The following is a 25,210-nucleotide window of genomic DNA, read 5'->3' as shown; positions in this document are numbered from 1 at the left end:
ATGCAGAGCGAAATGAAGCATCTCGCGTGCTGATGTCTGAATACCAGTGCAACATTAGCACGCGAGATGCTTCGCTGCGCTTTGCATGACGTTCTTCTTCATTACGAGGCGTGCTTCTGGCACGTCATTTTAGCTTCAAAAATGAAGTCTTTCCTCAATCATATCAAAGAGAAGTTCGGCAACGGCAACTACGAGGGCGACGAGCATGGCGGCGCCGCTGGCCACGACGGCTCCGGGCTGCCCACCGGCGACGCGGGCAACTTCATGTTTGCCACCGGCATCGAGTGCTCATACCCAACCATTGCGGGCGGCACCATCCGGCGCGATTTGCTGGCCGAAACTGACCACTACAACCGCTACAAGGAAGACCTGGCGCTGGTGAAGGAGCTGGGCCTGAAGGTGCTGCGCTACAACCTGCCGTACTACCTCATCCATAAAGCGCCCGGTCAGTTCGATTGGGAATTTGCTGACGCTGCCATGGCCGAAATCAAACGGCTGGGTATCACGCCCATTCTGGATTTGATGCACTTCGGCGTGCCCGACTGGGTGGGCAACTTCCAGAATCCTGAGCTGCCGGTGCATTTTGCCGAGTACTGCGGAGCTGTGGCCCGGCGCTACCCCTGGGTGCGCTTCTACACGCCTGTCAACGAAATTTATGTGACGGCCCGGGCCTCCGCCAAAGACGGCATCTGGAACGAGCAGCTCAAGGATGACCGGGCTTTTGTTACAGCCATCAAGCACATTACGGCGGCCAGCATCATGGGCACTCAGCAGATTGCCCAGGTGCGGCCCGACTGCATCATTGTGCAAAGCGAGTCGGCGGAATACATCCATGAGATGCGGGCAGTGGAAAGCGCCGGGGTGCGCCTGACCAACAAGCTGCGCTTCCTGTCGCTGGATCTGCTCTACGCTCACCCACTCGACTCGGAGGTGCTGCTTTACTGCCTCGACAACGGCCTCACCCGCCAAGAGCTTGACTGGTTTATGGCCGGCGAGCCGCCCGGCTACCAGATCATGGGCAACGACTATTACGGCCGCAACGAGAAGATTATCAAGCCCGATGGCAAGATCTGCCAGGCCGAGGACGTGCTGGGCTGGTACACCATGACGCGCCAATACTACGAGCGGTACCGCAAGCCCGTGATGCACACCGAAACCAACACCTTCAATGCCAAGGACGCCGAATGCTGGCTCTGGAAGCAATGGGTGAATGTGCAGCGCATCCGCCAGGACGGCGTGCCGGTGGTGGGCTTCACTTGGTATTCATTGCTCGACCAAGTGGACTGGGACATTAGCCTGGCTGAAAAGCGCCTTACCGTCAACGCCTGCGGCCTCTACGATTTAGACCGCAGGATCCGGCCGGTAGGGGAGAGCTACAAGATGCTCATCCGCGAGTTCGGCCAGATTACCATCATGCCCCATGGCGAAATGTTCGAATTCACCAACCGCCCCGCCACGCTTAAAGTGGAGAAGTAGCGGGAACCTTGTAGCTCGCGGCTCTGCGTCGGTAGAGCTACCCAAATGGCATGAAGACGCGAGCTACAAAGTTTGCGCTACCAAGCGCCCGACCAACAGATGCCATTGATACGCAAAGCCCCGGTAGCACCAGATGCTGCCGGGGTTTTTTTGTGGGCGGTGAGGCTTAGTCAATGGTCTTTCTGCCAGATGCTTGCACTTCGCTTAGGCCGCGCTTTCTTCCATAGCGGAATATTGTATTTTCTTCCCGGGATTGTGTAGGTTGGCGGCGTTTTCCACTTGTTCGTCACCCTATCCTATTCTCTCCTATGAAGAAACGTATTTCCGGCCGCCACTATCTGCTGGGGCTGGCTGGGCTGCTGGCTCTGAACGCCTGCAGTCCCAAAGCCACGGCCGTCGTGACGGCGCCTACGCCGGTTGCCGAAACGCCGGCTGCCCCCGCCCCGGCCGCTGCTTTTCAGATTCCGGTGGAGTACTATACGTTGCCCAACGGCCTGAAAGTGGTGCTCTCGCCCGACCATACGGCCCCTACAGCCACCGTGGCCGCCTACTACAACGTGGGTTTCCGCAACGAGCCCCGCGACCGGACCGGCTACGCCCACCTGTTTGAGCACCTGATGTTTCAGGGCTCTAAAAACCTGGGCAAGATGGAGTTTATCCAGCTGATCCAGAAAAACGGCGGCATACTCAATGGCTCTACCCGCTTCGACTTTACCAATTATTTTGAAGTAGTACCCAGCCACAAGCTGGAAACCATGCTGTGGGCCGAAGCCGACCGCATGCGCGGGCTGGCCATCACGCAGGCCAACGTGACCAACCAGCAGGGAGTAGTGAAAAATGAGGTGCGCGTGAACGTGCTGAATGCGCCCTACGGCGGATTTCCGTGGCTGGACATGCCCCAGAAGGCCAACCAGAACTGGAACAATGCCCACAACTTCTACGGCGACCTGAAAGACCTCGACGCGGCCACCCTGGCCGATGCCCAGCAGTTCTTCAAGACCTATTATGCCCCCAACAACGCCGCCCTGGCGGTGGTCGGCGACTTCGAGCCAGCCGAGGCCAAAGCCTGGGTGGAGAAGTACTTCGCCAACATTCCCAGCGCTCCGCAGCCGCCCAAGCCCGACATTACGGAGCCTCGGCAGGAAAAAGAGCAGCGCTTCACCAAAGATGATAAGCTGGCCACCAAGCCGGCACTGGCCTTCGCCTACCACATGCCCGAGCGCAACACGCCCGAGTACTACGCCCTCATCCTGCTCGACCAAATCCTGCTGCAGGGCAAAGACAGCCGCCTCTACCAGGCGCTGGTGCAGAAGCGCGGCTACTCCGACAACGTGAACGGCGGCATCAACTACCTCGGCAACGCCTTCAACTACTCCGGCCCCATGCTCTGGATGGGCGACCTGATCTACGACCAGTCGGTGAATGCCGACTCGGTGGTGCGCGTGCTCGACCAGGAAATCAACCGCCTCAGCCAAGGCGGTATCGACCAGGCCACGCTGGATCTGGCCGTGGTGAAGCTGCGCTCCAACCTCTACGACCAGCTTTCGGGCTCTGATAATTTCGGTCGGGCCGATATGCTGGCCTCGTTTGCGCTGTTCGACAATGACCCCAGCCGCATCAACCGCCTGGAAGCTGAATTCCGCAAAGTGACGCCTGCCCTCATGCAGCGCACTATGCAGGAGTATCTGCGGCCCACCAACCGTACTTTGCTGATTGTGAATCCACTGGCCAAAAGCTAAACCTCGAAGACTACGCCATGAAATCTTTGAACTTCGGGCTGCTCTGCGTGGCCCTGGCTACCGCTGCCGCCCCGGCCGCGCTGGCCCAAACCAAGCCAAAAGTAAAACCCATTCTGGTGGATACGGCTCCGGCCGTGCCCCGCGAAACCCCACCCGCCGGCGGCACGCCCCGCGACTTTACCTTGCCGGCCAAAGAAGAATTTACGCTGCCCAACGGCCTGAAAGCGAAGTTGGTGCCCTACGGACAGGTGCCCAAAACCACCATGATGGTGGCCATCCAGGCCGGCAACGTACACGAAGCCGCCACGGAAGTTGGTATTGCTGATCTGCTGGGCAAGCTCATGAGCGAAGGCACCACCACGCTGCCCGGCACCCAGCTGGCCGACAAAGTGGCCCGGTTGGGTGGCTCGCTCAACATCTCGGTGAGCCAGGACCAAACCCAGGTGTACGCCTCGTGCCTCAGCGAATTTGCCCCTGAGCTGGCGGCGCTGCTGGCGGATGTGGTGCTGCACCCAGCGCTGCCCGAGAGCGAGCTGGCCCGCATCAAAGCCGATTTCAAACGCCAGATGAACTTGGCCCGCGCCCAGCCTGGTACCCAGGCCCGGCAGAAGTTCACCCAGGCCCTCTACGGCAGCCACCCCTACGGCCGCCCCATTCCCACCGACACCGAAATAGACGCCCTGACGATGGCGCAGGTGAAGAACTTCTACCAAACCCAGTACGGCGCCCAGCGCACCAGCGTATACGTGGCCGGCAAGTTCGACAACGGGGCTGTGCGCGAGGCCATTACCCGCGCCTGGGCCACTATGCCCCAGGGCCCGGCGCCGCGCATCGAAATAGCCAAATCCCAGACCCGCCCCGACGTAACGACCCTGGACCGGCCGGGGGCGCCGCAGTCCACCATTGTCATCGGCCTGCCCGTCGTGGACCCCTCACACCCCGATTACACGCGCGTGCGGGTAATGAACTCGCTGCTGGGTGGCTCTTTCGGCTCGCGCATCACGCGCAACATCCGCGAAGATAAAGGCTACACCTACTCGCCCTACAGCTACCTCGAAACCCACTACCGCACCGGCAACTGGAGCCAAAACGCCGACGTGACCACCCAGGAAACCGGCAACTCGCTCAAGGAAATCGTGTATGAGATTGAGCAGCTGCAGAAAACGCCGCCTACCGCCGAGGAGCTGAAGGGCATTCAGAACTACGAGTCGGGCCTGTTTGTGCTGCGCAACTCCACGCCCGGTGGCATCATCGGCCAGCTCAACACCCTCGACCTGCACGGCCTGCCCGACTCTTACTTGACTGAGCAGGTGAAAAATATCAATGCCGTAACGCCGCAGCAAGTCAGCGAAACGGCCCGCAAGTACGTGCGGCCTGAGGCTATGACCATTGTGGTGGTCGGCGACCGAAAAATCATTGATCCGCAGATCAAGAAGTTCCAGGCCTCACGCAAGAAGCCGCTGTAGCACCGCCAAAGCTACGGGTAGCAAGCCGCGCCGGATATCCGGCGCGGCTTTTTTGTGCCTGTACAGGTGAGGGGACGGAGTTGGCGCAGCAGTGCCTGCACAAAATACTCCCTTCCAGATAGGCATGCATCTAGTCTGGGGCGCGTGCTCACTCGCCAGGGGCTATATGCTTGCCTGGTAGTTGGTTAGCGAGGCAGTATGCGGTGCCGGTTGTAGCTGCTGTTGGCTAGCCTGCGGAAAACTCTGCTACAGGTTCTCCGTTGGAGGCCCCAAATCCCCTGTTCCCATGATTGTATACAAAACCGGTGACTGGTGGAAAGCCTTATGGCATTTCCACACGTCCAGGGTCATCCTGTTGCTGCTGCGCCGTGTAGTGCTGGTCGGACTCTACAACCTGGCAATTGCGCTGGTCGTGCTGAAGTACCATTTTCTGAGCATTCAGATCGGGCGCGAATATTTCTCGTTTCTGGGAATTATGCTGAGCCTGCTGCTGGTCTTTCGCACCAACACTGCCTACGACCGGTACTATGAAGGGCGCAGATTGTGGGGCCAGCTGGTAAGCCACTGCCGGGGGCTGGCTATGGAGCTTAACGCCATTCTGCCGCGCCATGCTGTTCGCAGCCGTCTCTACTACGCCGCCCTCATCTCCAACTTCCCGCTGGCCCTAAAAGGCGCTTTGCGCAATGGAGTGCAGTTTGAGCAGCTTGAAGCCACACCCGATATCATGGACCGGCTGCGGTCGGCGGAAAGCGTGACCACCTGCCTGGTAGCAGTGCTGCAGGAAAGCATAGAGCAGTTACGCCAGGCACAGATCATCGACCCGGTTCATTTGATGACCATCAAGCCCCACCTGCTGGGCATGATGGAAGTGAACGGCTCCTGCGAACGAATCAGGTCAACGCCCATCCCGTTTTCGTATAGCTTTTTTATCAAGATGTTCATCACGCTTTTCATCGGAATTATGCCCATCGTGCTGGTGGATACTTGTGGCTACTGGATGATTCCGATTACGATGGTAGGCGCCTACGTGATGCTGGGGCTGGAGATGATAGGCGAAGAAATAGAGCAGCCTTTCGGCACCGACAGCAACGATTTGCCTATCACCCAGCTCGCCAACAAAATCAGGGTGAGTGTGCACGATGTACTGGGAGTGGAACTGCCCCATTTCAAGAAAGCATTGGCGGCACCGCCCTACAGCATTGTGCATTGATGCATACTTATGTCTGATAAAAAGTACATTATATATAATTTATTGAATTTTATAGTATCGTAAAATAGTATTTTAGGCAGGGTAAAGTGCCGGTATACGCGCTTTGTATGGATATTTTACATGAATATTATTTTTTTTATACAAAATGTCAGCTGAATTTTTAAAACTCCGTATACGCCGCTCAAACCCTGTCTCATTTCGATACAGCAGGGTCTGTTCCTTTTAAAATCCCCCACTTTTCTTAGAATGAAACCTCAAATTCCTACTCACAATTTCCGGCTGTTTGGCCGGGCCTGGCAGGGCTTATTGCCGTTGCTGGCGCTGTTTGTCAGCCTTGGTTCTGCCCGCACCGTGCAGGCGCAGGCCAATAGCAGTATCACGGGCTCCACTATCATTATTGATCGTGGCGCAGGCAATGAAACGTTTGATGGACAGAGCAACACAACGGCCCCCGATTTCGACGGGCAGAACCTGGGCACGTTCAATGTGGCCAACTTTAGCACCAGCCTGCTACTCAATGGCGGCACGCTGTCAACTACGGAAGTAGCGCCGGATGAAATCCGCTCAGCCATCCTGTTTTATGAGGTAACCAACATCACCAGCGGCTTCTCCTACGGCGTGAAGCAAGTGCCACTGGCTGCGCCCAGCAATACCACTGGGGCGAAAACATTTGCCAACAGCACGGCGAATGCCAACCTGCTGGCAGCTGATGACCTGGGCGCCCTGCTACCCGCTGGTACTTATTCGGTAGACGTGTCTTTCCGGGCCAACGGCCGCAACAACAACACGACCCGCTCTTTCACCAAAGAAGATCCTCCCGGATTCACGTATCAGGCCCGCTTTACGGTGCAGGGTGTCCGGCCATCCGAGCCGCCAACTTCCACCACCTGGACAGGAGGCTTCAATGACAACTGGTTTGATGGAAGAAACTGGACCAATGGTGTGCCTAACCCAAACAGGGATGCCACTATTCCGGACTTTGGCTCTGGCTCCACGGTGTCGTATCCCAACATCTATAGCAACGCGGCCAAGCCTAACAGCACCACTACCACCACTATTCAGAATCCGGATGGTACGTTTTCCACGGTAGTTACGCAGGTGCCCGGCTATGATAACTCTACTTCCGGTCCGGCTCAGACGCGTGACCTGATCATGCGGGGCACCAGCCAAGCGCAACGCTCGATTACGCGCTTGGTAGTTGGCCGTTTAGAAGTGTACCGTGACTTCAGCAATCTGCAGGACAGCTTCATCCAGCGCGAGAATACCACAATCAGCTTCACTGGTACCAACCAGTCCATCAGCGGTTCAGCTTCGGGGCTTGTGAATGTGGAAATTGATGGCGGTGGTATAAAGTCGTTGGTTGCAAACTTTGTTGTGCAGCCCGGTGGAACATTGCGCTTTATCAATGGGGTGCTTGTTACCAATATTTCCAGCGTAAACACGTCGTTCGTAGAGCTGGCAAACTCTGCCGGCACAGGCACTGCTACGGTTCCGGCGGCCCGAATGGTAGGTGAAAACGAAACGACTTACCTGCGGGGATTTGTTAAAACAGCTCAGGGAGTTGCGTTGGGCGTGCCCCAGGACTTCAGCAACATTGGTGTTACCCTGACTTTCACCGGCAACAACAACCCCGGCGTAGTAACAATAACCCGGAATACCGGCGAAAACTACGGTTCCATCAACAATGGCGCTAACAGCAAGCCCAGCATCCGGCGCATCTTCGGCATCCGCCCCGCCGACCAGCAAACCAACAACGGCGGTTTGAGTGCCACAATGCTGTTCCGCTATCTGGATAATGAGACAACCAATCTGGTGCCCAATGCCCAGACGCTGGACGAGAACAAGCTGGCCTTGTTCGTTTCCACCTCATCAGGCGACGTTTTCGGCCAGTTGGGCCGCGACGACCTCAACACCGGCTCTAATACGCTGACGAAAAATAACATCACTGCCTTCGCCACCTTCACCCTAAGTGAGGCCACGTCGCCGCTGCCGGTTACGCTCACGGCGTTTGCCGCCAAGCGCATCGGCACCAATGCCGAAATCACCTGGGAAACGGTGAGTGAGCAAAACAACCGCGGCTACGAAGTGCAGGTGTCTACCGATGGCCGCACGTTCCGGACCCTGGCATTTGTACCCAGCCAGAACGCCAACAGCAACCGCCTGCTGCGCTACCGCTACCTCGATACGGAAGCCAACAAAGGCGGCATTCGCTACTACCGTCTGCGCCAGATTGATGTGGATGGCCAAGAGAACTTCTACGGTCCCAAGGTGCTGAGCTTCTCGGGCTCGGCTACTGCTGAAGCTCGGATGGAAGCGTATCCTAACCCGTTCCAGAACGAAGTGCGCCTGACAATGCAGTCGGAAGCAGCCGGCAAAGGCCAGCTGCAGCTACTGGACCTGACGGGCCGGGTAGTGCTGGAGCGTAGCACGGAACTGACCAGCGGCACCAACGATTTGGAGTTGCAGAATCTATCGGGCGTGCAGAGTGGCACCTATCTGCTGCGCGTAGTAACGCCTGCCGGCAAGCCACAAACGCAGCGCATTATCAAGCGCTAACGGGCTGCTCAGCGCCACTAGTCCATTTCATTATATGCAAGAGCCGGCTTCCTGAGGGAGGCCGGCTCTTGTGTTTGATGACTATCAGCAACGTATCCGGAGTGGTGGTAGCTACCAAAAAAACACGCCTGACAGGGTAGCACACCTTATATAGTATATCTATAGGTAGCGTTGCAGGTATATTTTGTACGCTAGGCGGTGTTTAAAAATTATGAAACGGTCATGCTGAGCTTGTCGAAGCATCTCTACCGCAGTGGTAATCTTAACGAAGCGGGAGAGATGCTTCGACAAGCTCAGCATGACGCTCAATGAATTGCAATCGGATTTTCAGATACAGCCTGTAGATAATATAACTGTCTATGTGTGAATGCACTGGATACTGCGAATGGTAGTGGGCAGTTGAAGCACAGTACTGGTGCACGAAGACAGGGACGAAAATTATTGGTATATGATAATAAAGGAAAAAAATTGATACTCAGAGAAAAGCGGTTAACTTAAATCGTCATTGAGGCACACTGCCTGTTTCGTCGGATTCAACATACTTTTCTTTTCATTCACCTCTTTTTCCCTTTTCTGCATGACAGTAACTCATTACTCCTCAACCGGCTGGCTTTCTGGAAAACTGCGGCCGCGGCTGGCAGCATTAGCTACCGCCCTCTTGTTGGCGCCCGCTGCCTGGGCCCAGATTGAAGTGCCGGCTGGCAACCCCAACGGGGGCAGTTCCCGGCGGCCATTGGGCTCATGGTTTGGCTACGAGCGCAGCGCCATGATTTACACAGCTGCCGAAATTGGTACCAGCGGCAACCTTACGCGCATTGGCTTTTATGTGAGTTCAGTGTCGACGCCCGGTGCTACGCCCACCAAAATCTACCTCAAAACCGTTACTAATGCCACGTTTGCCACGGCTACCACAGTAGCGGCCGAGGAAACCGGCGCCACGCTGGTATATGACGCCACCATTCCGGCGGCTTCCTTCACGCCGGATACCTGGGTGAGTGTACCGCTGTCGGCTCCTTTCGCCTACAACGGTACTTCCAACCTGGAAGTAATTGTGGAAACCAACGCCACTGGTGGCGGCAACGAAACCAGCACCGGCAAGGCCTTCCGCTATTCTTCTACCGGCACCGGCAACAACCGCACCCAGCTGTGGGCAACGGACAACACCGCTCCAACGGCAAACGGCGCACTTAGCCTGTTGCGGCCCAACATTCAGCTTACAGGCCTGACGCCGCTGTCCTGCCCACCCGTGACGGGCGTTACAGTGAGCAACATCACGCCTACCTCGGCCCAGATTTCCTTCACGCCCGGTGCGGCCAGCACCAGCTACACCGTCACGTATACGCCTGCGGGCGGTACGGCCACTACCGTTACGCCGGCTCCTACGGCTTCGCCTATTAGCCTCACGGGCCTGACCTCCGGCACCGCTTACACCGTGACCATCACGGGCAACTGCGCCGGCAGCACTACGTCACCGGTAGCAACGGCTTCGTTCAGCACTAGCATTGTGGCTCCGGCTAACGACAACTGTGCTACCGCTACGGCCCTGACGGTTGGAACCAGCTGCACGCCTACTACCACCACCAACCTGGGTGCCACCGCCTCTACCGGGGTGCCGGCGCCAAGCTCTAGCACGGGCACAGGCTGTTTCACGGCTACCACGCCGGTCAACAATGATGTGTGGTACAGCATTCTGGTGCCTGCTTCAGGTGCCGTTACGGTTACCACCAACGCCGTTACTGGTTCGCCGGTAAACGACACTGGCTTGGTACTGTACACGGGCACTTGCGGTACGCTCACGGAAGTGGCCTGCAGCGACGACGCCACTGCCAGCAACTTCTTTTCCACCACTACGGCCAGCGGCCTGACGCCTGGCTCTACCATTTACGCCCGTGTGTGGAGCTTCGGCACTACACCTACCGGTCAGTTCGGCATCTGCGCCGTTTCTATTCCAGCGAATGATGCCGCGGTACAGGCTATTTATTCTGTAGGCAAAGCGCCGGTTTCTGCCCCGCAGGTAGTACAAGCTGTAATTCGCAATACCGGGGCTGCTGCCCTTGTCAATGTGCCAGTAACGCTGAACGTAACAGGGGCCAACACTTTCGTAGATGCTAAAATCGTCCCGGCCATTGCTGTAGGCGGTTCGGCCATCGTGACGTTCACGGCCTATACGCCAAGAGCTATTGGTGCTAATACGCTCACGGTAACGCTGCAGCCTGATGGTTTGAATACCAATAACACGCAGGCTTTTGCACAGTTGGTAACGGCTAATAGCATTTCCTACCTTGACGATAGCCAGCCTGTTACTGCTAGCGTTGCCGTTTCCAGCACTAATCCTGGCGGTACGTTGGCTGTAAAGTATAATATCAACTCGTCGGCTAACATTGGCGAGGTGAAGCTGAGCTTCCTAGCCAATGCCACTACCACCTCAACTTATCAGGTGGTGGTACTGAACGCCAGCGCTACAGGCACTCCCGGTGCAGTAATTTTCACTTCACCAACCCTTAACCGCCCAACGACGGCGGGTGTCGTGACGGTGCCAATAACTGGTGTCACCGTTAACGGTACGTTCTTCGTGGGATTGAAAGAGGTTTCGGGTGGTGTTGGCATTGGCTACCAAGTAGAAAACCCACTTCGCTCTGGTACTTTCTACTTCCAGACCAGCGCTACAGGCGCTTGGACAGATGTAAATACAACGACACTTCAGACGCGTCTTGGTATTGAAGTAGGCTTCAGCTCGCGCGTACTGTCTACCAACAGCCCAGCGCTGGCCCGCTCTATCTCTATGTTCCCGAACCCAAGCCAGGGCCAGGTAACGCTGGATATCCGTGACGCCAAAGCCAAAGGTGCCATGCAGGTGCAAATCACCAACGCCCTCGGCCAGGTAGTGCACACCACCACCGTCCGCGACAATGCGGAAAACAAGCTCGACCTGTCGGGCCTGGCTACCGGCATGTATGTGCTGCGCGTGCAGTCCGGTTCGGAGTATACTATCCGTCAGCTGGTGCTCACCAAGTAGTTAAGCGCCACTAACTAGCGTAGCTGCTACAGCACGGTAATGCGCTGCAGAAAATACCCGGCCCTGTTGGTGCCGGGTATTTTTTTTGCCTTTTACACAGCTTGCCAGATGTGTTGGGAGGCTGGAGCAAATACAAAATCTTAGCAACACGAAAACCAGCCGAGAGTATACAGGGGCAAAGCAGTCAGTGTATTCACTTGCTATCGGTAGCACTTCCTTATGCCAACTCCTGATTCTCTCACGTTTGTTTACCTGCACTACTGGGCGGGTTCTGGCCGGGCATTTCAGGCTGTTTCCGAACTTCTGACCCCCGACTTCGCCGTGCTGGCACCCGACCTGGGTGGCTTCGGGGGGGCTGCAGCCCCGGCCGGCGGCTATACCGTGGATGCCTACGCCGAGGAGGTGGCCGCTTTCGTGGCCGCGCAGCACCTGCAGCAGTATGTGCTGGTAGGCCACAGCATGGGCGGCAAAATTGCGCTGGCGCTGGCGGCCCGGCAGCCGGCCGGCTTGCGAGGAGTGGCCTTGCTCAGTCCGTCGCCGCCTACGCCCGAGCCCATGACCGATGCCGACCGCAAAGCCAGCCTGCATGCCTGGGGCAAGCAGGCCACTGCCGAGCAGACGCTCCAGCATATCACGGCCCGGCCGCTGGCCCCCGCCCTACGCCAGCAAGTCATCGAGGACAACCTACGCAGCTCTAAAGCCGCCTGGGATGCTTGGCTGCTACACGGCAGCCGCGAAAACCTGGCGAACCGTATGTGCGAAGTGCAGGTGCCTTGTGCCCTACTCGCCGGCGACCAGGACGCGGTAATGTCGCCGTCGGTGCATGGGCTGGAAACGCTACCGCTGCTACCCGAAGGCACTCCGCTGGAAATAATAGCCGGCGCCGGTCATTTGCTGCCCTACGAGGCCCCCGATGAAGTAGCGGCGCTGCTACGAGCCTTCGGCGAGAAAGTGCACTAATGGAGTAGAGCGGCGCAGTAGCAGTAAAAGCAGAACGTCATTCCGAGCGGAGCGAGGAATCTCGCGTGCTGACGCAGGAGTAGTAATCCAACGTTAGCACGCGAGATTCCTCGCTCCGCTTGGAATGACGTTTTATAGCGTCATAGCCATTGTTTTGCTACCCCGTTAATCCAGGGCCCGCTCGCGGAACAGCACGTAGCCGATATGCGCAAAGACGCCGAATTTGCGGTTGGAATCATCGTAGTGAATGACCTGCAAAGACGCCGGCCCAACGGGCGTTTGATACACCAGCCCGGTCATGGCCGTCAGGTAGGGGCGGCTGATGGTGGAGCCGCGCCGCGGTAGTAGCGGGTTGTCGTTCTCCCGCTCCCAGGGCCGGAACAGTGTATGTACATAGGCCTCGGTGCGCCATTCCAGAGAGCCCACAATGGCCTTAATATACTTCAAACCCACGGCGGCGTACGCCGTGCCGCGGTACCGGTCCAGAAACTGCGTGCGCGAGTCGGGCAAAGGCAGGAAGGCCGGCGCCGACGTCAGCGACGAGCGGTAAGTGGCGAAGCTGCCCTGCGTAGTAACTACGGCATCGAGGGTGTAGCCCCAGGCATGCACGCGCTGCCCCACCGAATCAACCTTGTGAAACGTGAAGTACTGCTCGGTGTACATGCGGCCCTGCACCCACTGGTGGTCTTTGGTGCGGCCTTGCAGGCCGTTGGCCGTGGAGCCCGGCGAGTAGTCTTCTTCGGCCAGCACTCCCCGGAAGCCAAAGTCAGCCCGGCGGCCACTCACGGCGTATTGCCGGCGGTTCAGAGAGTTGCGCTGAAACTGCAGCGCGCCCGTAAAACCATCCAGCCGGTTCTGGTCCAGCTCGGCGCCCGAGCTGATTTCGTTGGTATTGGCGAACCGGTCGCGGCTCGTGAATACCCCCCCGCTCAGGATATAGCGGCTGCGGTAGTTGGGGCTGTAGCCGATCTGCAGGTAGGTTTTCAGGTCGCGCTGCTGCAGCTGCGTGTTCTGGGCCGAGCTACCCAGCAGGCCGCCCGTGTCCTGGTAGTTGAAGTTGTTGAACGTGACGGTGGGCTCGAAGTAGAGCGGCGCCCGGCCAGGAATACTCACCCGGAACGACCCCTGCGCCCCGTTGTAGAAGCGCCCGATAGTAGCGTTGGCCTTAATGGTGTAGAGGTAGCGGTTGAGGTAGCGGTAGGCGGCCCCTAAGTAGAAATTGCTCATGGACCGCGACGAGAGCAACACGCCTAAGTCGGTGGTAAGGTTGGAGTTCTGGCGGGCATCGAGGTTGAGCTCATAGCCCTGCAGCTGGCTGTTGTAGCGCACCCGGGGATACACATTGTTGAAAAAGTCGTTGTTGACGAGGCGGTAGTAGCCTTCCTCCACATCACCTGGTGAGTACGTGGAGCCAGTCCGCTGGAAAAAGCGGCGCACAAACTCCTGCTGCTGCTTGGGTACTCCCTGCACCGTCACCTGCTTGAAATCGGGTTTGGGAGCCCGCTCCTGGAAAGCGCGGCGGCGCTGCTGCAGCGCCAGTGTGTCTTCGCGGCGTGCAATACGGCTCAGCAGCAAGTCCAGCTTGTTTTGGGTAGCTTGCTCGCCCAGGCTGAGCAGCTGCTTCACCTTGTTGAAGTCGGCAGCTGTAATGCCTTCCAAGTTGGGCTGGATGAAGATGCCGTTACGGCCCACTGAGGCCGTGTCGGCTACGTTGGAACCCAGAAACAGTAGGGTGCTGGTGAGTAGCGCGTCGTCTTTCTTATGCGGGTATTTGTTGAACGCTACGTCGCCCACATTCACCCCGATCATCACATCCGGCTTGAATTCCTCGCGCATCACGCCGGTCGGGAAGTTGTCTACCACGGCGCCATCGAAAAGGTAGCGGCCGTCCTGCTGCCGGATGGGGCGGAATGCCAGCGGAAAAGCCATAGAATTGCGCACCGCATCCGACAGGGAGCCACTGCGCTGCACCACCCGCTCGCGCGTGAATACCTCGGAAGCCACACTGCGGTAAGGCACCAGCAGCTTATTAAAATCGTAGCCGGAAATGGCGCCGGCCGGGGCCAGCATGGTAGCCAGCACGTAGTTGAGGGTCACGTCGTCTACGAGCTTGGGCGTTACGCGCGCCTTCAGGGTCGAGTCGACGGCCAGGCGCAGGTGCAGGGCGGCGGGGTTGTAGTCGCCATCGTAATAGTTGTACACCTTGCCTTCCAGCGGCTCCCCCGACACCCAGTTCTGGAACTCCGGCTTGAGCACAATTTCCTCGATTTCGGCGGGCGAGTAGCCAGCAGCATACATGGCCCCTACAATAGCGCCCATGCTCGTGCCCACAATGTAGTCGATGGGAATGCGGTTCTTCTCCAGCACCTTCAGCACGCCCACGTGGGCCAGGCCCTTGGCGCCGCCGCCCGAGAGTACCAAACCCACTTTCTGGGCTTGGGCAGTGGTAACTGCGCACAGGCAGCTCAACAGTAAAAAATGTAGAAAACGGTAGGTTTTGCGCATACGAAATTAAGTGAGGCCCAAGCTGGGGCGGCGCGTTTCGTACGCAAAGTAGAAGGGCAAGTTGCTGCCAGGGCGGAGTTCCGCACAAAGCACACGAATAGAAAATAAGGAATGCCTATTATTTGCTGCTGATCAGTGTAAATCGAGCGGCAAAAACGCCCTCATCTTCTGCTAGTTGCAGCGCGCTGCCGTGCAATTCCAGAATGCGGCTGCTCAGCCACAAACCCAGGCCGGCGCCTTCGCTCAGCACATCGGCCTGGTAATACGCCGCCGTGAGGCGCGACAGGTCGCCGAGGCTGTGGGCTAAAGAGTAGTGAATAGCTTCTTGCTGGTCAGGGGGCCAGCCAGGCACCCACCGGGCCGGGCAGGTTGCGCAGCACCGTGAACACCACTGTCAAAGCCATGATGCTCCAGCCCAGCCACGGCCGGTAGAGTAATGTGTAGTGGCGCGGCTGCCCGCTCAGCTGCAGCCGGGCTTCGTGTAGCAGCCCCAGCACCACCAGCGGCGCCAGCGTGGCGGCCAGCAGGTTGAAGCTCACGGCTTCGGTCAAACGGCCGTGCAACAAAGCGTGCAGTGCGCGCTGCGTGCCGCAGCCGGGACAGTGCAGACCCGTCAACCAGTTTACCGGACACCGCGGAAACGGGTAGTGCGCCGGATTCAGGCGAAAATAGAGGGCCGCCAGCGCCAGCCCTACCAGCAGGACAATGGCGCCAGCGGCCCTCCGCTTAGCAATGGTAGTTGACAAAGCCGTTTATCGGTCGTTGAGCGCACCTAGCATGCCAGCGCCCACGCCCATTACCACCACAAATATTACGTAGAGCACGGCAAAAACCGCCCACCCGATAAGCGAATATTTCACCCACTTGCCGGCTTTCTGCGACGCATCCAGCGCCCCGTTGTAGTCGCCAAGAGCCAGGCGTGAATTCACGTTGGCGGCGTTGATGATGGCTACGATACCGAATGGCAGGCAACAGAAAATCGTCACCAGAATCGACTCGACCAGCCAGTTCTTAGGTGGTGGTCCGGTAGGTGGCATTGGGGGCACGCCTGAAGGCGAAGAGTAGGATTGTTCCATACAGGAAAAGTAGGGTAGAGTGATAAACGGCGGAAAGCTAAAGATTCCGCTATCAATACCCAACTCCCAACACTGTCCTTTACCACTTCTTAAAGATGAAGTACACGGCTGCTAGCAGCAGCCCGAACCCTACAAAGTGGTTCCAGCCCAGCTTATCGGTTTTGAACACGTACACGGCGCACAGCGTGAACACCGACAGCGAAATGAACTCCTGAATCACCTTCAGTTGAAACAGGTTGAACGGCCCGCCGTTTTCCTCGAACCCGATGCGGTTGGCCGGCACCTGAAACACGTACTCGAAAAAGGCCAGCCCCCAGCTTACCAGAATCACGCCCACTAGGCCCAGGCCTTGCAGCCACGAAATCTTTTTGAACTCTAGGTGCCCGTACCAGGCGAAGGTCATGAATAGGTTAGAGATGGTGAGCAGCACAACGGTGGACAGGGCTTTCATGAGGCGAGGCTAAAGGAAAACAGCCTGCATACGACGGATGCCAGCCCGTTGGCTATCTGTTCGGGCCTTAGTCTTCGTGGCCGGGTATGGCGGCCTGGGGCGCCTGCTGCAGGTCTTTAGCTTCGCGAGCCAGGCGCAACTGCTCTTTGTCGGAGGGCTGCTTGGGCAAGGCATCAAGGTCGGGCTGGCCGGCATCCACCCAGCACGTGTACCAGAACGCCCCAATCAGGCGCTGGGCCAGGCGCATCTGGCGCTCCACCTGGCCCGCGAGACGCTGGTGGTACTCGCCACTGAATTCGCGCGAGTACACGCGCACGGCCCCGGCGTTGCCGCGCTCCTCGAAGCCGTATTTCTTGTCGTCGGGCATCTTGGTCGTCAGGTCCTGCTCGAAGCGCAGCACCGAATCGACGGCCGCATTGGAGCGGGCCACCACGGCCCAGATGGTTTCGGAAGGGCGCTCCAGATACGGGGCCGGGCCAGTGAAAAAATCGTAGTTGGCAGCCAGAATTTCGGGGAGCCGCGACTCCCACAGCCCATGGATGCCGCGCTGCCCGGTCAGCTGGCCATTGTAGTTGTGGGTGGTGTGCAGTGGCACGCAGGCATCGGCAATGTAGTGCCCCATGTCGGCCGAAAGGCTCAGAATCCGGTCGGCGTCGCGCTGGCGGAAGGCTTCGGTGAGCTGGCCTTTCATCCGCACCACCTGCCAGGGTACGATGCCGTGCTTCATCAGCGAGTCTTCGCCGTACTTGGCTACCGCGTCGGCGTAGGAGCGGGGTAGTTTGGTTAGCGCCGAGTCGCCATACACGTCCACGTCGAGGAAGTGGCGGGCCGCCTCGCCGGGCACCACTGAGCGGCGCGAGTCGGGCCGGGTGGCGTTGGTGGTCAGGTACTCAATGTTGGTTTTGTAGAAGCCCATCATTTCGGGCGGCAGCGTGAACACCGCCAGTCGGTTGAGCAGCCGGTGCCCGAAAAATCCCCACGCCTGGGGCTGCTGCGGCAGTAGGAGTAACAAACCAAGCAACAGTAGAAGACGGGGCATAGGCATCTGGAATACAGCGGATAGAGCGAGGAAGATACACGGAGTTCCTGAGTGCGGCAACTGCTGGCCATAGCGGCTGGCCTTACTCCCGTTCCCGCACCAGCCGGTACAGACTTTCGCGGTAGGTTTCGCCCACCGGAATGGCCTGCTCGCCGATGTACACCGTGTTGCTGTCTATCATGCTGATTTTGTCCACCGACACCAAAAACGACTTATGCACGCGCAGAAACGGGGGCTGCGGCAGCTGCGCGGCCAGTTCCTTCAGCGTCTGGTAGGTAGTGAGGCGCTGGCCCGCCACGAAGAGCGTCACATAGTTTCCCAGGGCTTCGGCATAGAGAATGTCGGCGTGGCTAACGCGCAGAAACTTGTTCTTGCTTTCACCTTTTACGAACAGGTAGTCATTGGCCGGAGCCGTTGGTGCCGCAGCTACGGACAGTGGCGTGGCCGCCACGGCCGGCAGCTGCGGCGCCAGCAAGGCCTGGGCTTTCTGCACGGCCCGCAGAAACCGGTCGAAGGCAATGGGCTTGAGCAGGTAGTCGATTACGTCGTGCTCGTAGCCTTCCAGCGCATATTCGGGGTAGGCGGTGGTGAGGATGACTTTGCAGCGGCTGCCGCACAGACGCAGGAATTGCAGGCCCGTCAGTTCAGGCATCTGAATGTCCAGGAACACGAGGTCGGCGCGGCCTTCCTGCACCCATTGCAGCGCCTCAATGGGGTTTGTGGTGGTGCCGGCCAGCTCCAGGCCCGGAATTTTCTGAATGTAAGCGGCCAGCAGCCGGCTGGCGTAGGCTTCGTCATCAACGGCAATACAGCGGAGCATAGCGGCGGGCAGCAGGTGGAAGCTGCAATATAGCCGGCAGAACCGCGCTGCGCCCTCCACGCTTTCCTCCGTGCCTTTTGCAGGGCCCGTCGTCAGAAAATATCCAGGATTTCAGCCCAGTTCCAGCTCCAGCCGGGTGTGGTGCGTGGTGCCGTCGTTCCGGATTTCCAGCCGGTGCCGGCCGGGGTAGAGCAACTCCAGCCGCCGCCGGATATTGGCCAGCCCGATGCCGGTGGTATGGTCTTTCTGGTGTTGGCTGATGTGGTTGTGCACCTCAAACTGCAGCTGTCGGGGCGCCAGCAGGCGCAAACTGATGCGCACCGGGCACTCGGGCCGGCTGGTGACGCCATGCTTGAGGGCGTTTTCCACGAACGGAATCAGCAGCAGCGCCGCTACCCGCTGCCCATCAAGCGGGCCCTGCACGTCCATCTCCACAAAGAACCGGTCCTCGAACCGCAACCGGTGCAGCGCCAGATAGTTGTGCAGGTAATCCACCTCATGCTGCAGATTGGCCGTGCCGTCGGGGCTTTCCGTGAGCATGTAGCGCATCAGGTCGGAGAGGCGCAGCACCGCGTCGGCCAGCGGCTCCGACACCAGATAGGCTTCGGCGTAGAGGTAATTGAGCGTGTTGTAGAGGAAGTGCGGGTTGATCTGGGTTTTGAGGAAGGCCAGCTCGGCCCGGGTTTTCTCCTGCTGTAGCTGCTGGTGCTCCCGTTCCCGCCGAAACGCGTTTTCCAGCCCCCACACAGCCGCGCTCAGCACGATGTACGAGGTGCCCCAGTACAGATTTTCCAGCACGTACGCGCTGGCCGGCGTGTCGGAACTGTAGTTGCCGAAACCCAACGTGGCGGGCAGCAGCACCTGTTCCAGCAGATAGCGCAACGCAATGAACGTGGCCATGATGCCGGCTACGCCCAGCAGCAGTTGCGGCAGTTTGCCGCGCCGCAGGTAGCGCGGAAACACCCACAGATAGCCCAGGTAAAACTCCACGCACTCGGCCAGCAGGATGGTGCCCGTGAGGATGGCTCGCTCCGGCTTGGCCTTATCAAAGTAGAGGCCCAGGCCGATGTAGCCGGCCCACAGCGTCCAGCAGAGCAGGTGCAGCCCGATGGTTTGGCGTTTCGTCATGTCCTAAAAGTAGCAGGAGCAGCCCGGCAGACGCAGTTTATTATGTGAACCCGCCAGTTCAGCCTGTGAATCGGGCTGGCGGGCCTTAGGTGGGCTGGTTGGGAGTTGGCAGCTGGTTTTGGGTGGTTGAGATAATAAAGTTCCGGCCGGGCGTCCGGGCCTGCACCTTTGAATCAGTTCTACCGCCTCAACTCCCTTTCTCTTTCGTTATGCTGCTTTCCCCGCTCCGCTACCTGCTGTTTTGCCTGCTGCTGGTGCTGCCCCTGGCCGCCCGTTCCCAATCTGTTGCACCGCTCGAAGTGGTGGTGGTGGCTTCCTCGCACGTCAATTCCGGCCCCGCAGCCAACTACCGGCCCATTGTCGAGAAGCTGAAAGCCTACAAGCCCGATATGATTTTCGGCGAGTACACCTCGGCCACGGAGCTTCAGCAGCTGCCCGCCGACAACTACGCTTCCCGGATGTTCATGCCTCGCCAACGGTTCGTGCAGCAGCGCAGCCCCAAAGCCCGGCCGTTGGCTCCGCACCAGATGGAAAAAGCCCGGCAGGCGCTGGCCGGTTTCCCCTACTACCACAAAACCCGCATGGACCTGGCGCGCAGCTACGTGCTTGGCTTCGACCGAGCTAATGCCGAGTACCAACTCTACCTTCTTCACCAGGAAATGAAGCCCCGCTTCGGCACGCAGGAGCTAGCCTACTTCAACACTGTATTCGGCGGCTCCGACTCGTTGCGGCAGCGCCGGCTCGTGCGGACCACCAGCGAGTACCACAAGATCTACTTTCCACTGGCCTATGAGCTGAAGCACGCGCAGGTGTACCCCATGGACTGCCAGCTTTACGATATTGCCTGGAGCACTGCCTGGGGGCAGGCCGCTGAGCAGGTAGCAGCCCTGCAGGCCCGCATCAAAGTCGATTCCACGTCGGCGGAAGCCGCTACCTGGCGCCGCATGAAAGCCGCCAACGCCGCTTACGAAAACTACGGACCCGCCACTAACACCCCGCTGGCCATCTATCAGGCCCTCAATGCGCCCGCCTATGCCCAGGTAGATGAGCCCGTCAATTTCTACGGCGGAGTGGCCCTGTACGGCGCGCCCGGCTTCCCTACCGAAGAAGTGAAAGGTATGAAAGCGCAATGGCTGCTGCGTAACCAGGGCATGTGCGCCAACGTGGTGCGCCTGGCCCGCCAGCAGGGTGCCCGCCGGGTGGTAGTGGCCGTCGGGGCCTCGCACGGCCAACTGCTAAGCCAGCTGCTCCGCGAAACTCCCGGCGTGAAAGTGCTCAGCTTCAACGACCTGCCGTAGCAGTAGGACAAAGATTTTGCTTCGCATAGCGTTGCCCGGAACATACGAACCTGAATACGCAAAAGGCCCACAGCGCTATGCCGTGGGCCTTTTGCGTATTCAGGTTCGTATGTTCTACCGCCGGCCCTGGCCCACGAACCGCATGCGGTAGTCGGCACTCACATCACCCTTCGTGATGCGGGAGAGTTTGCCTTTGATGAGCTGCTTCTTAAAGCCCGAAATCTTGTCGGTGAACAGCACACCTTCCAGATGGTCGTACTCGTGCTGAATCACGCGGGCCGTCATGCCCGAGAAGGTTTCCTCGTGCACCTGGCGCTGCTCGTCTTCGTAGCGAATCACAATGGTTTCATGGCGGTACACCATTTCGCGCACGCCCGGAATGCTCAGGCAGCCTTCCTCAAAGCCCCATTCCTCGCCGGTCTCACTCACCATCTGGGGGTTGATGAAGGCGCGCTTCACGGCCAATTCCGCGTCGGGCAGCGGTTCGCCGGTTTCCTCGTCCTCCGAGTAAATCATGGGTTCCGAGTCGATGACGAACAGCCGGATGCCTTTGCCAACCTGTGGCGCGGCCAACCCAACGCCGTGGGCGTGGTACATGGTGTCGTACATATCCTGCACGATCTGCTTGAGGTCAGCGGCTGGCATGTCGGCCGGAATGTCTTTGGCGCGGGCCTTCAGCACCGGGTCGCCGAACGCAACTATAGGGTAAATCATCGGGATTCGAGGAAAGATTGCAGAATGAGGGTAGCCGCCACCTTGTCTACGGTGGCTTTGTCGCGGCGGTCTTTCTTGCCCAGTCCGCCGGCCAGCATGGCTGCGTGCGCCATGCGCGAGGTGTAGCGCTCGTCGATTTCGTGCACCGGCACCTCGGGCAGCTCACGGCGTAGCGTACGCAGCAGGCCTACTACAGCACTGGTGCTGTCGGTGGCCTCGTTGAGCAGCGTGCGCGGCATGCCCACCACCAGCGCTGCCAGCGGCTCACGCAGGTGGTAAGCTTTCAGGTAAGCCAGCAAATCCTTGCTGTGGATGGTATCCAGTGGGGTGGCAATCAACTGGAGCGGGTCCGTGACGGCTAGCCCTACGCGCTTGTGGCCATAGTCGATGGCAAGAATACGGCCCATCACGAAGACAGTGGAGAAAGTACGCAGCCGACAACACCTGTTGCCAGCCTTGCAAAGATACGACAGGCTGCCGGAACCGGCTTGCTGCCCACTAGCTACCCAGCGCATCGTCAATCCGGCTCATCGAGTATTTCGTACAATTGAGCGAAAGATTTAATCTTCATATAATCACAAACATACCTTCGTTTAGAAGCAAAGACATCAAACTTGAATTTGCACTGAAATCAACCTAAAATGGGAATATATTGCGCTAAATAAAGAAGAAATTGTACTGTTATCGGATAATTCATATGGCTGCATGTAGCAGCTGATTTTCTTGGAAAAGTTTCAATAGATTTGAAATCCTGTCCATACCCAGAAGTAGTTTCTATAGCCCAAACCTCTACTCTCTCAGCGCCTTATGGCAGTCAAGCCTCCGCTTAAGCCAGTGCTTTTTTCAGCACCCGAAGTGCCTATTGTACGGCGCCGGTCACGGCAGCCGTTTCTGCTGGCTTTGGCGTTGATATGCGGCGTGCTGCTGGGCGCCAACCCGTTTCGGCCCTCCGACCAGAACCCCGATGGCACAGCGCGCGGCTATCTGAAGTTCAAGGAAATTCTGAGCTACGTGGACCGCGACTATGTGGACTCTGTAGACGCCGAGGCGCTTTCCGACTACGCCATTGCGCGCATGCTGGAGCGGCTCGACCCGCACTCGGTGTTTATCCCGGCCAAGCAGCAGCAGCAGGCTTCAGCTTTTCTGCAGAGCGACTTCGACGGGGTAGGCGTGGAGTTCAATATCTTCCATGACACCGTAACGGTGGTGGCACCGCTCAGCGGCGGGCCCGCCGAGCAGTCGGGCCTGCAGGCCGGCGACAAAATTCTGGCCGTGAACGGCGAGCGGGTATCGGGTGTGCATATCAGCACCGACCAGATGTTTCAGAAGCTGCGTGGCCCGCGGGGCTCCAAGGTAGTGCTGCAGTTGCGCCGCCGCACCGTGGCCAAGCCCCTGAATGTGGCCTTGGTGCGCAACCGAATCCCCAACAACTCGGTGGACGTGGCTTACCTGCTCGATGCTACCACCGGCTACATCAAAATCAGCCGCTTCGCCAGCGGCACCTACGACGAATTTAAGCAGGCGCTCGGCGACCTGCGCCGCCAGGGCATGACCGGCCTCGTGCTGGACTTGCGCGGCAATCCCGGCGGCTACCTCGACCGCGCCACCAAGCTGGCCGACGAGTTCATCGGCGGCACCCGAAAAATCGTGTACACAGACGGCAAGGGCGACCAGTACGACACTCAAACCTATTCGCGGGTGCTGGGCGAGTTTGAGGAAGGCCCGCTAGTAGTGCTCGTGGATGAAGGCTCGGCCTCGGCCGCCGAAGTGGTAGCCGGTGCTCTACAGGACCACGACCGGGCGCTGGTGGTGGGCCGCCGCACCTTCGGCAAGGGCCTGGTGCAGCAGCCCATTGCCCTCAACGACGGCTCGGAGCTACGCCTGACCATTGCGCGCTACTACACGCCTTCAGGCCGCAGCATCCAGAAATCGTATAGCCATGGGCTGGCCGCTTACGAGCAGGATTTGCAGAACCGGTTGCGCCACGGTGAGCTATTCCACGCCGACAGCATCCATTTTGCGGATTCGCTGCGCTACAAAACGGTGCACGGCCGCACCGTGTACGGCGGCGGCGGCATCATGCCCGACCTGTTTGTACCGCGCGACACCACGGCGTTTTCAGCCTACTACACCCGCCTGCAGAGCCACAATCTGGTGCGCGAATTTGCGCTGAATTACTTCCAGAGCCACAAAGCAGAGCTGGAGGCGTTGCGCCCCGAGCAATACCTGGCCACCTTCCGCATCAGTGATGCGCAACTCCAGGAACTAGCCGAAGTGGCAGCCAAGGATGGCATGCCGGCCAACCCCACGCACCTGCGTCGCTGCGCCGAACTGCTTCGCAATCAACTAAAAGCGTATATTGCTCGTAGTGCGTATGGTAAGCCCGCTTACTATGCCAGCTTGCGTGAGCAGGATGCAGAGGTGAAGCAGGCAGTGCAGGCTATGGCTGATGGTTCGGCCAATCCCATGCAAAAGCTGTCCATGAAATAAGTACATTACAATTAGGGGAAATCTATACTGCGAAGCGGCCGGGGTGGGGACTCCGGCCGTTTTGATTTGAAGGGTAGGTAAGAGCATTGAATAAGAACGTCATGCCGAGGCGCAGCCGAAGCATCTCGCCAGTATGGTAGCATCATTGGCCACTCAGGCTAGCTGCTTCAATTGCGCCTCGGCATGACGTTCTTACTACACGGCTATTGTTACTTCGCCTGATCCTGGTAGCGGAACTCGCGCTTCACGCCTTCGAAAGGCTTACCACCCAGCTCAGCGTAAGGATAGATGAAGTAGTTGAGCGGCTGGCTTTGCTGGCGGGGGGTGAGGGCCAGGTCTCGGCCGCGGCTGAACTCCACACGGTTTTCGTCGTGGGCGCCAAAGAAGTAGGCGCGGCGGCTGGGGTCTTTGGCGGCTTCGGATGCATCGACGGGCACCCAGCCGGTCTGGGTGGTGTAGAACTCAGCCCAGCAGTGGTAGCCCTTGATTTCGCCGGTGCCGCGCTCGGCGGGCAGCGGAAACCCGATGCTGAAGCGCGCCGGAATACCCACGGCCCGGCAGTAGCCGATGAACACGGCGTGGAAGTCGGTGCAGTTGCCGCGGCGGGCGTCGCAGGCGTAGTAGATGTCGCCGCGGCCCCAGCCCTGCCCGGATTTGTCGTAGGTGACAGTGCTGACGACGTGCTCGTAGATGGCGCGGGCTTTTTCGAGGTCGGTTTTGGCGCCGGCTTTTGCCACTACTTCGTGGGCCCACACCTTGATTTTATCGTCGAGGGGCACGAGGCGGTCGGGTTGGAGCCAGCGGGCCATGTTAGGGTCGGCGGCATCGGCGGCGCGTGCTTTCTTGGGGGCTACGCCAGCTAAATAGGGATTCTGATGCTCGCGCCGGGTGGCCTCGAAACGCATAGCTACCGTAAGACCGGCAGCTTGGGCAGCGGGCACTTTCAGGTGTAGCATGGTATTGCCGAACGGCGCCTTGGTAAGCGTGTAGGGTGCGGACGTGCTGATTTTCAGGTTGCGCAGCTCCTGTGAGGCGTCGGGGTGGGGTACGGGCAGCCACAGCTCCAGCGAGTCGGCGGTGGCGGGCAGGGCGGGCACGGTGGCCGTGTACTCGAAGGTGAAGGTGCGGGTGCGGGGCGCCGACGTGGGGCCGGCCGCCAGCAAAGCAACACCGGCGGGCAGCAGGCAGCGTATAAAAACAGAGCGCATAAAGAACAGAAAACAGCGGCAACGGCCGCCTGGATAGTGCTAACACAAAGGTAGGTCA

Annotated in this window: 20 protein-coding genes; 9 read left to right on the top strand and 11 right to left on the bottom strand. The window is 58.9% G+C overall.

What is annotated here, in order from left to right; genetic code table 11:
* The first annotated feature begins 141 nt into the window (after positions 1-141).
* The 7 genes from H8B14_RS04945 (at position 142) to H8B14_RS04915 (ending at position 12,423) form a co-directional block, all read left to right on the top strand.
* Positions 142-1,476 carry a family 1 glycosylhydrolase gene (locus tag H8B14_RS04945; protein ID WP_187314464.1) on the top strand — a complete coding sequence of 445 codons (1,335 nt, stop codon included), beginning with the start codon at positions 142-144 and terminating at the stop codon, positions 1,474-1,476.
* 308 nt (positions 1,477-1,784) lie between these two features.
* Positions 1,785-3,215 (top strand): M16 family metallopeptidase, encoded by a 1,431-nt coding sequence (locus H8B14_RS04940; RefSeq protein WP_187314463.1) that lies wholly within the window; start codon positions 1,785-1,787, stop codon positions 3,213-3,215.
* A 17-nt stretch (positions 3,216-3,232) separates the two neighbouring features.
* Positions 3,233-4,681, top strand: coding sequence for a M16 family metallopeptidase (locus H8B14_RS04935; protein ID WP_187314462.1), 1,449 nt, complete (start codon positions 3,233-3,235; stop codon positions 4,679-4,681).
* Between the two features lie 286 nt (positions 4,682-4,967).
* Positions 4,968-5,891 (top strand): bestrophin family protein, encoded by a 924-nt coding sequence (locus tag H8B14_RS04930; protein ID WP_187314461.1) that lies wholly within the window; start codon positions 4,968-4,970, stop codon positions 5,889-5,891.
* 246 nt (positions 5,892-6,137) lie between these two features.
* Positions 6,138-8,447, top strand: a complete 2,310-nt coding sequence (locus H8B14_RS04925; RefSeq protein WP_187314460.1) for a T9SS type A sorting domain-containing protein — start codon at positions 6,138-6,140, stop codon at positions 8,445-8,447.
* Positions 8,448-9,024: 577 nt separating this feature from the next.
* On the top strand, positions 9,025-11,463 hold the full coding sequence (locus tag H8B14_RS04920; protein WP_187314459.1) for a T9SS type A sorting domain-containing protein: 2,439 nt from the start codon (positions 9,025-9,027) through the stop codon (positions 11,461-11,463).
* Positions 11,464-11,682: 219 nt separating this feature from the next.
* The gene (locus H8B14_RS04915) at positions 11,683-12,423 is read left to right on the top strand and encodes an alpha/beta fold hydrolase (protein ID WP_187314458.1); all 741 of its coding nucleotides are present in this window, start codon (positions 11,683-11,685) and stop codon (positions 12,421-12,423) included.
* 165 nt (positions 12,424-12,588) lie between these two features.
* Here the strand turns inward: H8B14_RS04915 and H8B14_RS04910 are convergent, their stop codons facing one another.
* From H8B14_RS04910 to H8B14_RS04875, 8 genes are all read right to left on the bottom strand, one after another.
* On the bottom strand, positions 12,589-14,928 hold the full coding sequence (locus tag H8B14_RS04910; RefSeq protein WP_187314457.1) for a patatin-like phospholipase family protein: 2,340 nt from the start codon (positions 14,926-14,928) through the stop codon (positions 12,589-12,591).
* Between the two features lie 118 nt (positions 14,929-15,046).
* Complete coding sequence (locus H8B14_RS04905; protein WP_187314456.1) at positions 15,047-15,280, bottom strand: hypothetical protein; 234 nt, start codon at positions 15,278-15,280, stop codon at positions 15,047-15,049.
* Positions 15,261-15,674: a DUF2752 domain-containing protein gene (locus H8B14_RS04900; RefSeq protein WP_187314455.1), complete on the bottom strand. Its 414-nt coding sequence runs from the start codon at positions 15,672-15,674 to the stop codon at positions 15,261-15,263. The genes H8B14_RS04905 and H8B14_RS04900 overlap by 20 nt, the downstream gene beginning before the upstream one ends.
* A gap of 6 nt (positions 15,675-15,680) precedes the next feature.
* Entirely contained in the window at positions 15,681-16,004 is a 324-nt protein-coding gene (locus H8B14_RS04895) for a CD225/dispanin family protein (RefSeq protein ID WP_222840533.1), read from the bottom strand.
* Between the two features lie 79 nt (positions 16,005-16,083).
* Positions 16,084-16,455: a DMT family protein gene (locus H8B14_RS04890; RefSeq protein ID WP_187314454.1), complete on the bottom strand. Its 372-nt coding sequence runs from the start codon at positions 16,453-16,455 to the stop codon at positions 16,084-16,086.
* Positions 16,456-16,522: 67 nt separating this feature from the next.
* Complete coding sequence (locus tag H8B14_RS04885; RefSeq protein WP_187314453.1) at positions 16,523-17,494, bottom strand: zinc dependent phospholipase C family protein; 972 nt, start codon at positions 17,492-17,494, stop codon at positions 16,523-16,525.
* Between the two features lie 82 nt (positions 17,495-17,576).
* A complete protein-coding gene (locus H8B14_RS04880) occupies positions 17,577-18,314 on the bottom strand; it encodes a LytR/AlgR family response regulator transcription factor (protein ID WP_187314452.1) in 738 nt (245 codons plus the stop codon).
* Between the two features lie 111 nt (positions 18,315-18,425).
* Complete coding sequence (locus H8B14_RS04875) at positions 18,426-19,442, bottom strand: sensor histidine kinase (protein WP_187314451.1); 1,017 nt, start codon at positions 19,440-19,442, stop codon at positions 18,426-18,428.
* 209 nt (positions 19,443-19,651) lie between these two features.
* Here H8B14_RS04875 and H8B14_RS04870 point away from each other — a divergent pair, with 209 nt between their 5' ends.
* Positions 19,652-20,740 (top strand): DUF5694 domain-containing protein, encoded by a 1,089-nt coding sequence (locus H8B14_RS04870; RefSeq protein ID WP_187314450.1) that lies wholly within the window; start codon positions 19,652-19,654, stop codon positions 20,738-20,740.
* Positions 20,741-20,854: 114 nt separating this feature from the next.
* Here H8B14_RS04870 and def read toward each other — a convergent pair whose 3' ends face one another.
* Both def and ruvX read right to left on the bottom strand, forming a co-directional pair.
* Positions 20,855-21,454, bottom strand: a complete 600-nt coding sequence (gene def, locus H8B14_RS04865; RefSeq protein WP_187314449.1) for a peptide deformylase — start codon at positions 21,452-21,454, stop codon at positions 20,855-20,857.
* Positions 21,451-21,861: a Holliday junction resolvase RuvX gene (gene ruvX / locus H8B14_RS04860; protein WP_187314448.1), complete on the bottom strand. Its 411-nt coding sequence runs from the start codon at positions 21,859-21,861 to the stop codon at positions 21,451-21,453. The genes def and ruvX overlap by 4 nt, the downstream gene beginning before the upstream one ends.
* 493 nt (positions 21,862-22,354) lie before the next feature.
* Here ruvX and H8B14_RS04855 point away from each other — a divergent pair, with 493 nt between their 5' ends.
* Positions 22,355-23,944 (top strand): S41 family peptidase, encoded by a 1,590-nt coding sequence (locus H8B14_RS04855; protein ID WP_261989865.1) that lies wholly within the window; start codon positions 22,355-22,357, stop codon positions 23,942-23,944.
* Positions 23,945-24,153: 209 nt separating this feature from the next.
* Here H8B14_RS04855 and H8B14_RS04850 read toward each other — a convergent pair whose 3' ends face one another.
* Positions 24,154-25,152, bottom strand: a complete 999-nt coding sequence (locus H8B14_RS04850) for a transglutaminase-like domain-containing protein (RefSeq protein WP_187314446.1) — start codon at positions 25,150-25,152, stop codon at positions 24,154-24,156.
* Positions 25,153-25,210: the final 58 nt, after the last annotated feature.

It is taken from the genome of Hymenobacter puniceus, from assembly GCF_014333525.1.
Taxonomy (GTDB): Bacteria; Bacteroidota; Bacteroidia; order Cytophagales; family Hymenobacteraceae; genus Hymenobacter.
This window is presented reverse-complemented; position numbering and strand designations above follow the sequence as displayed.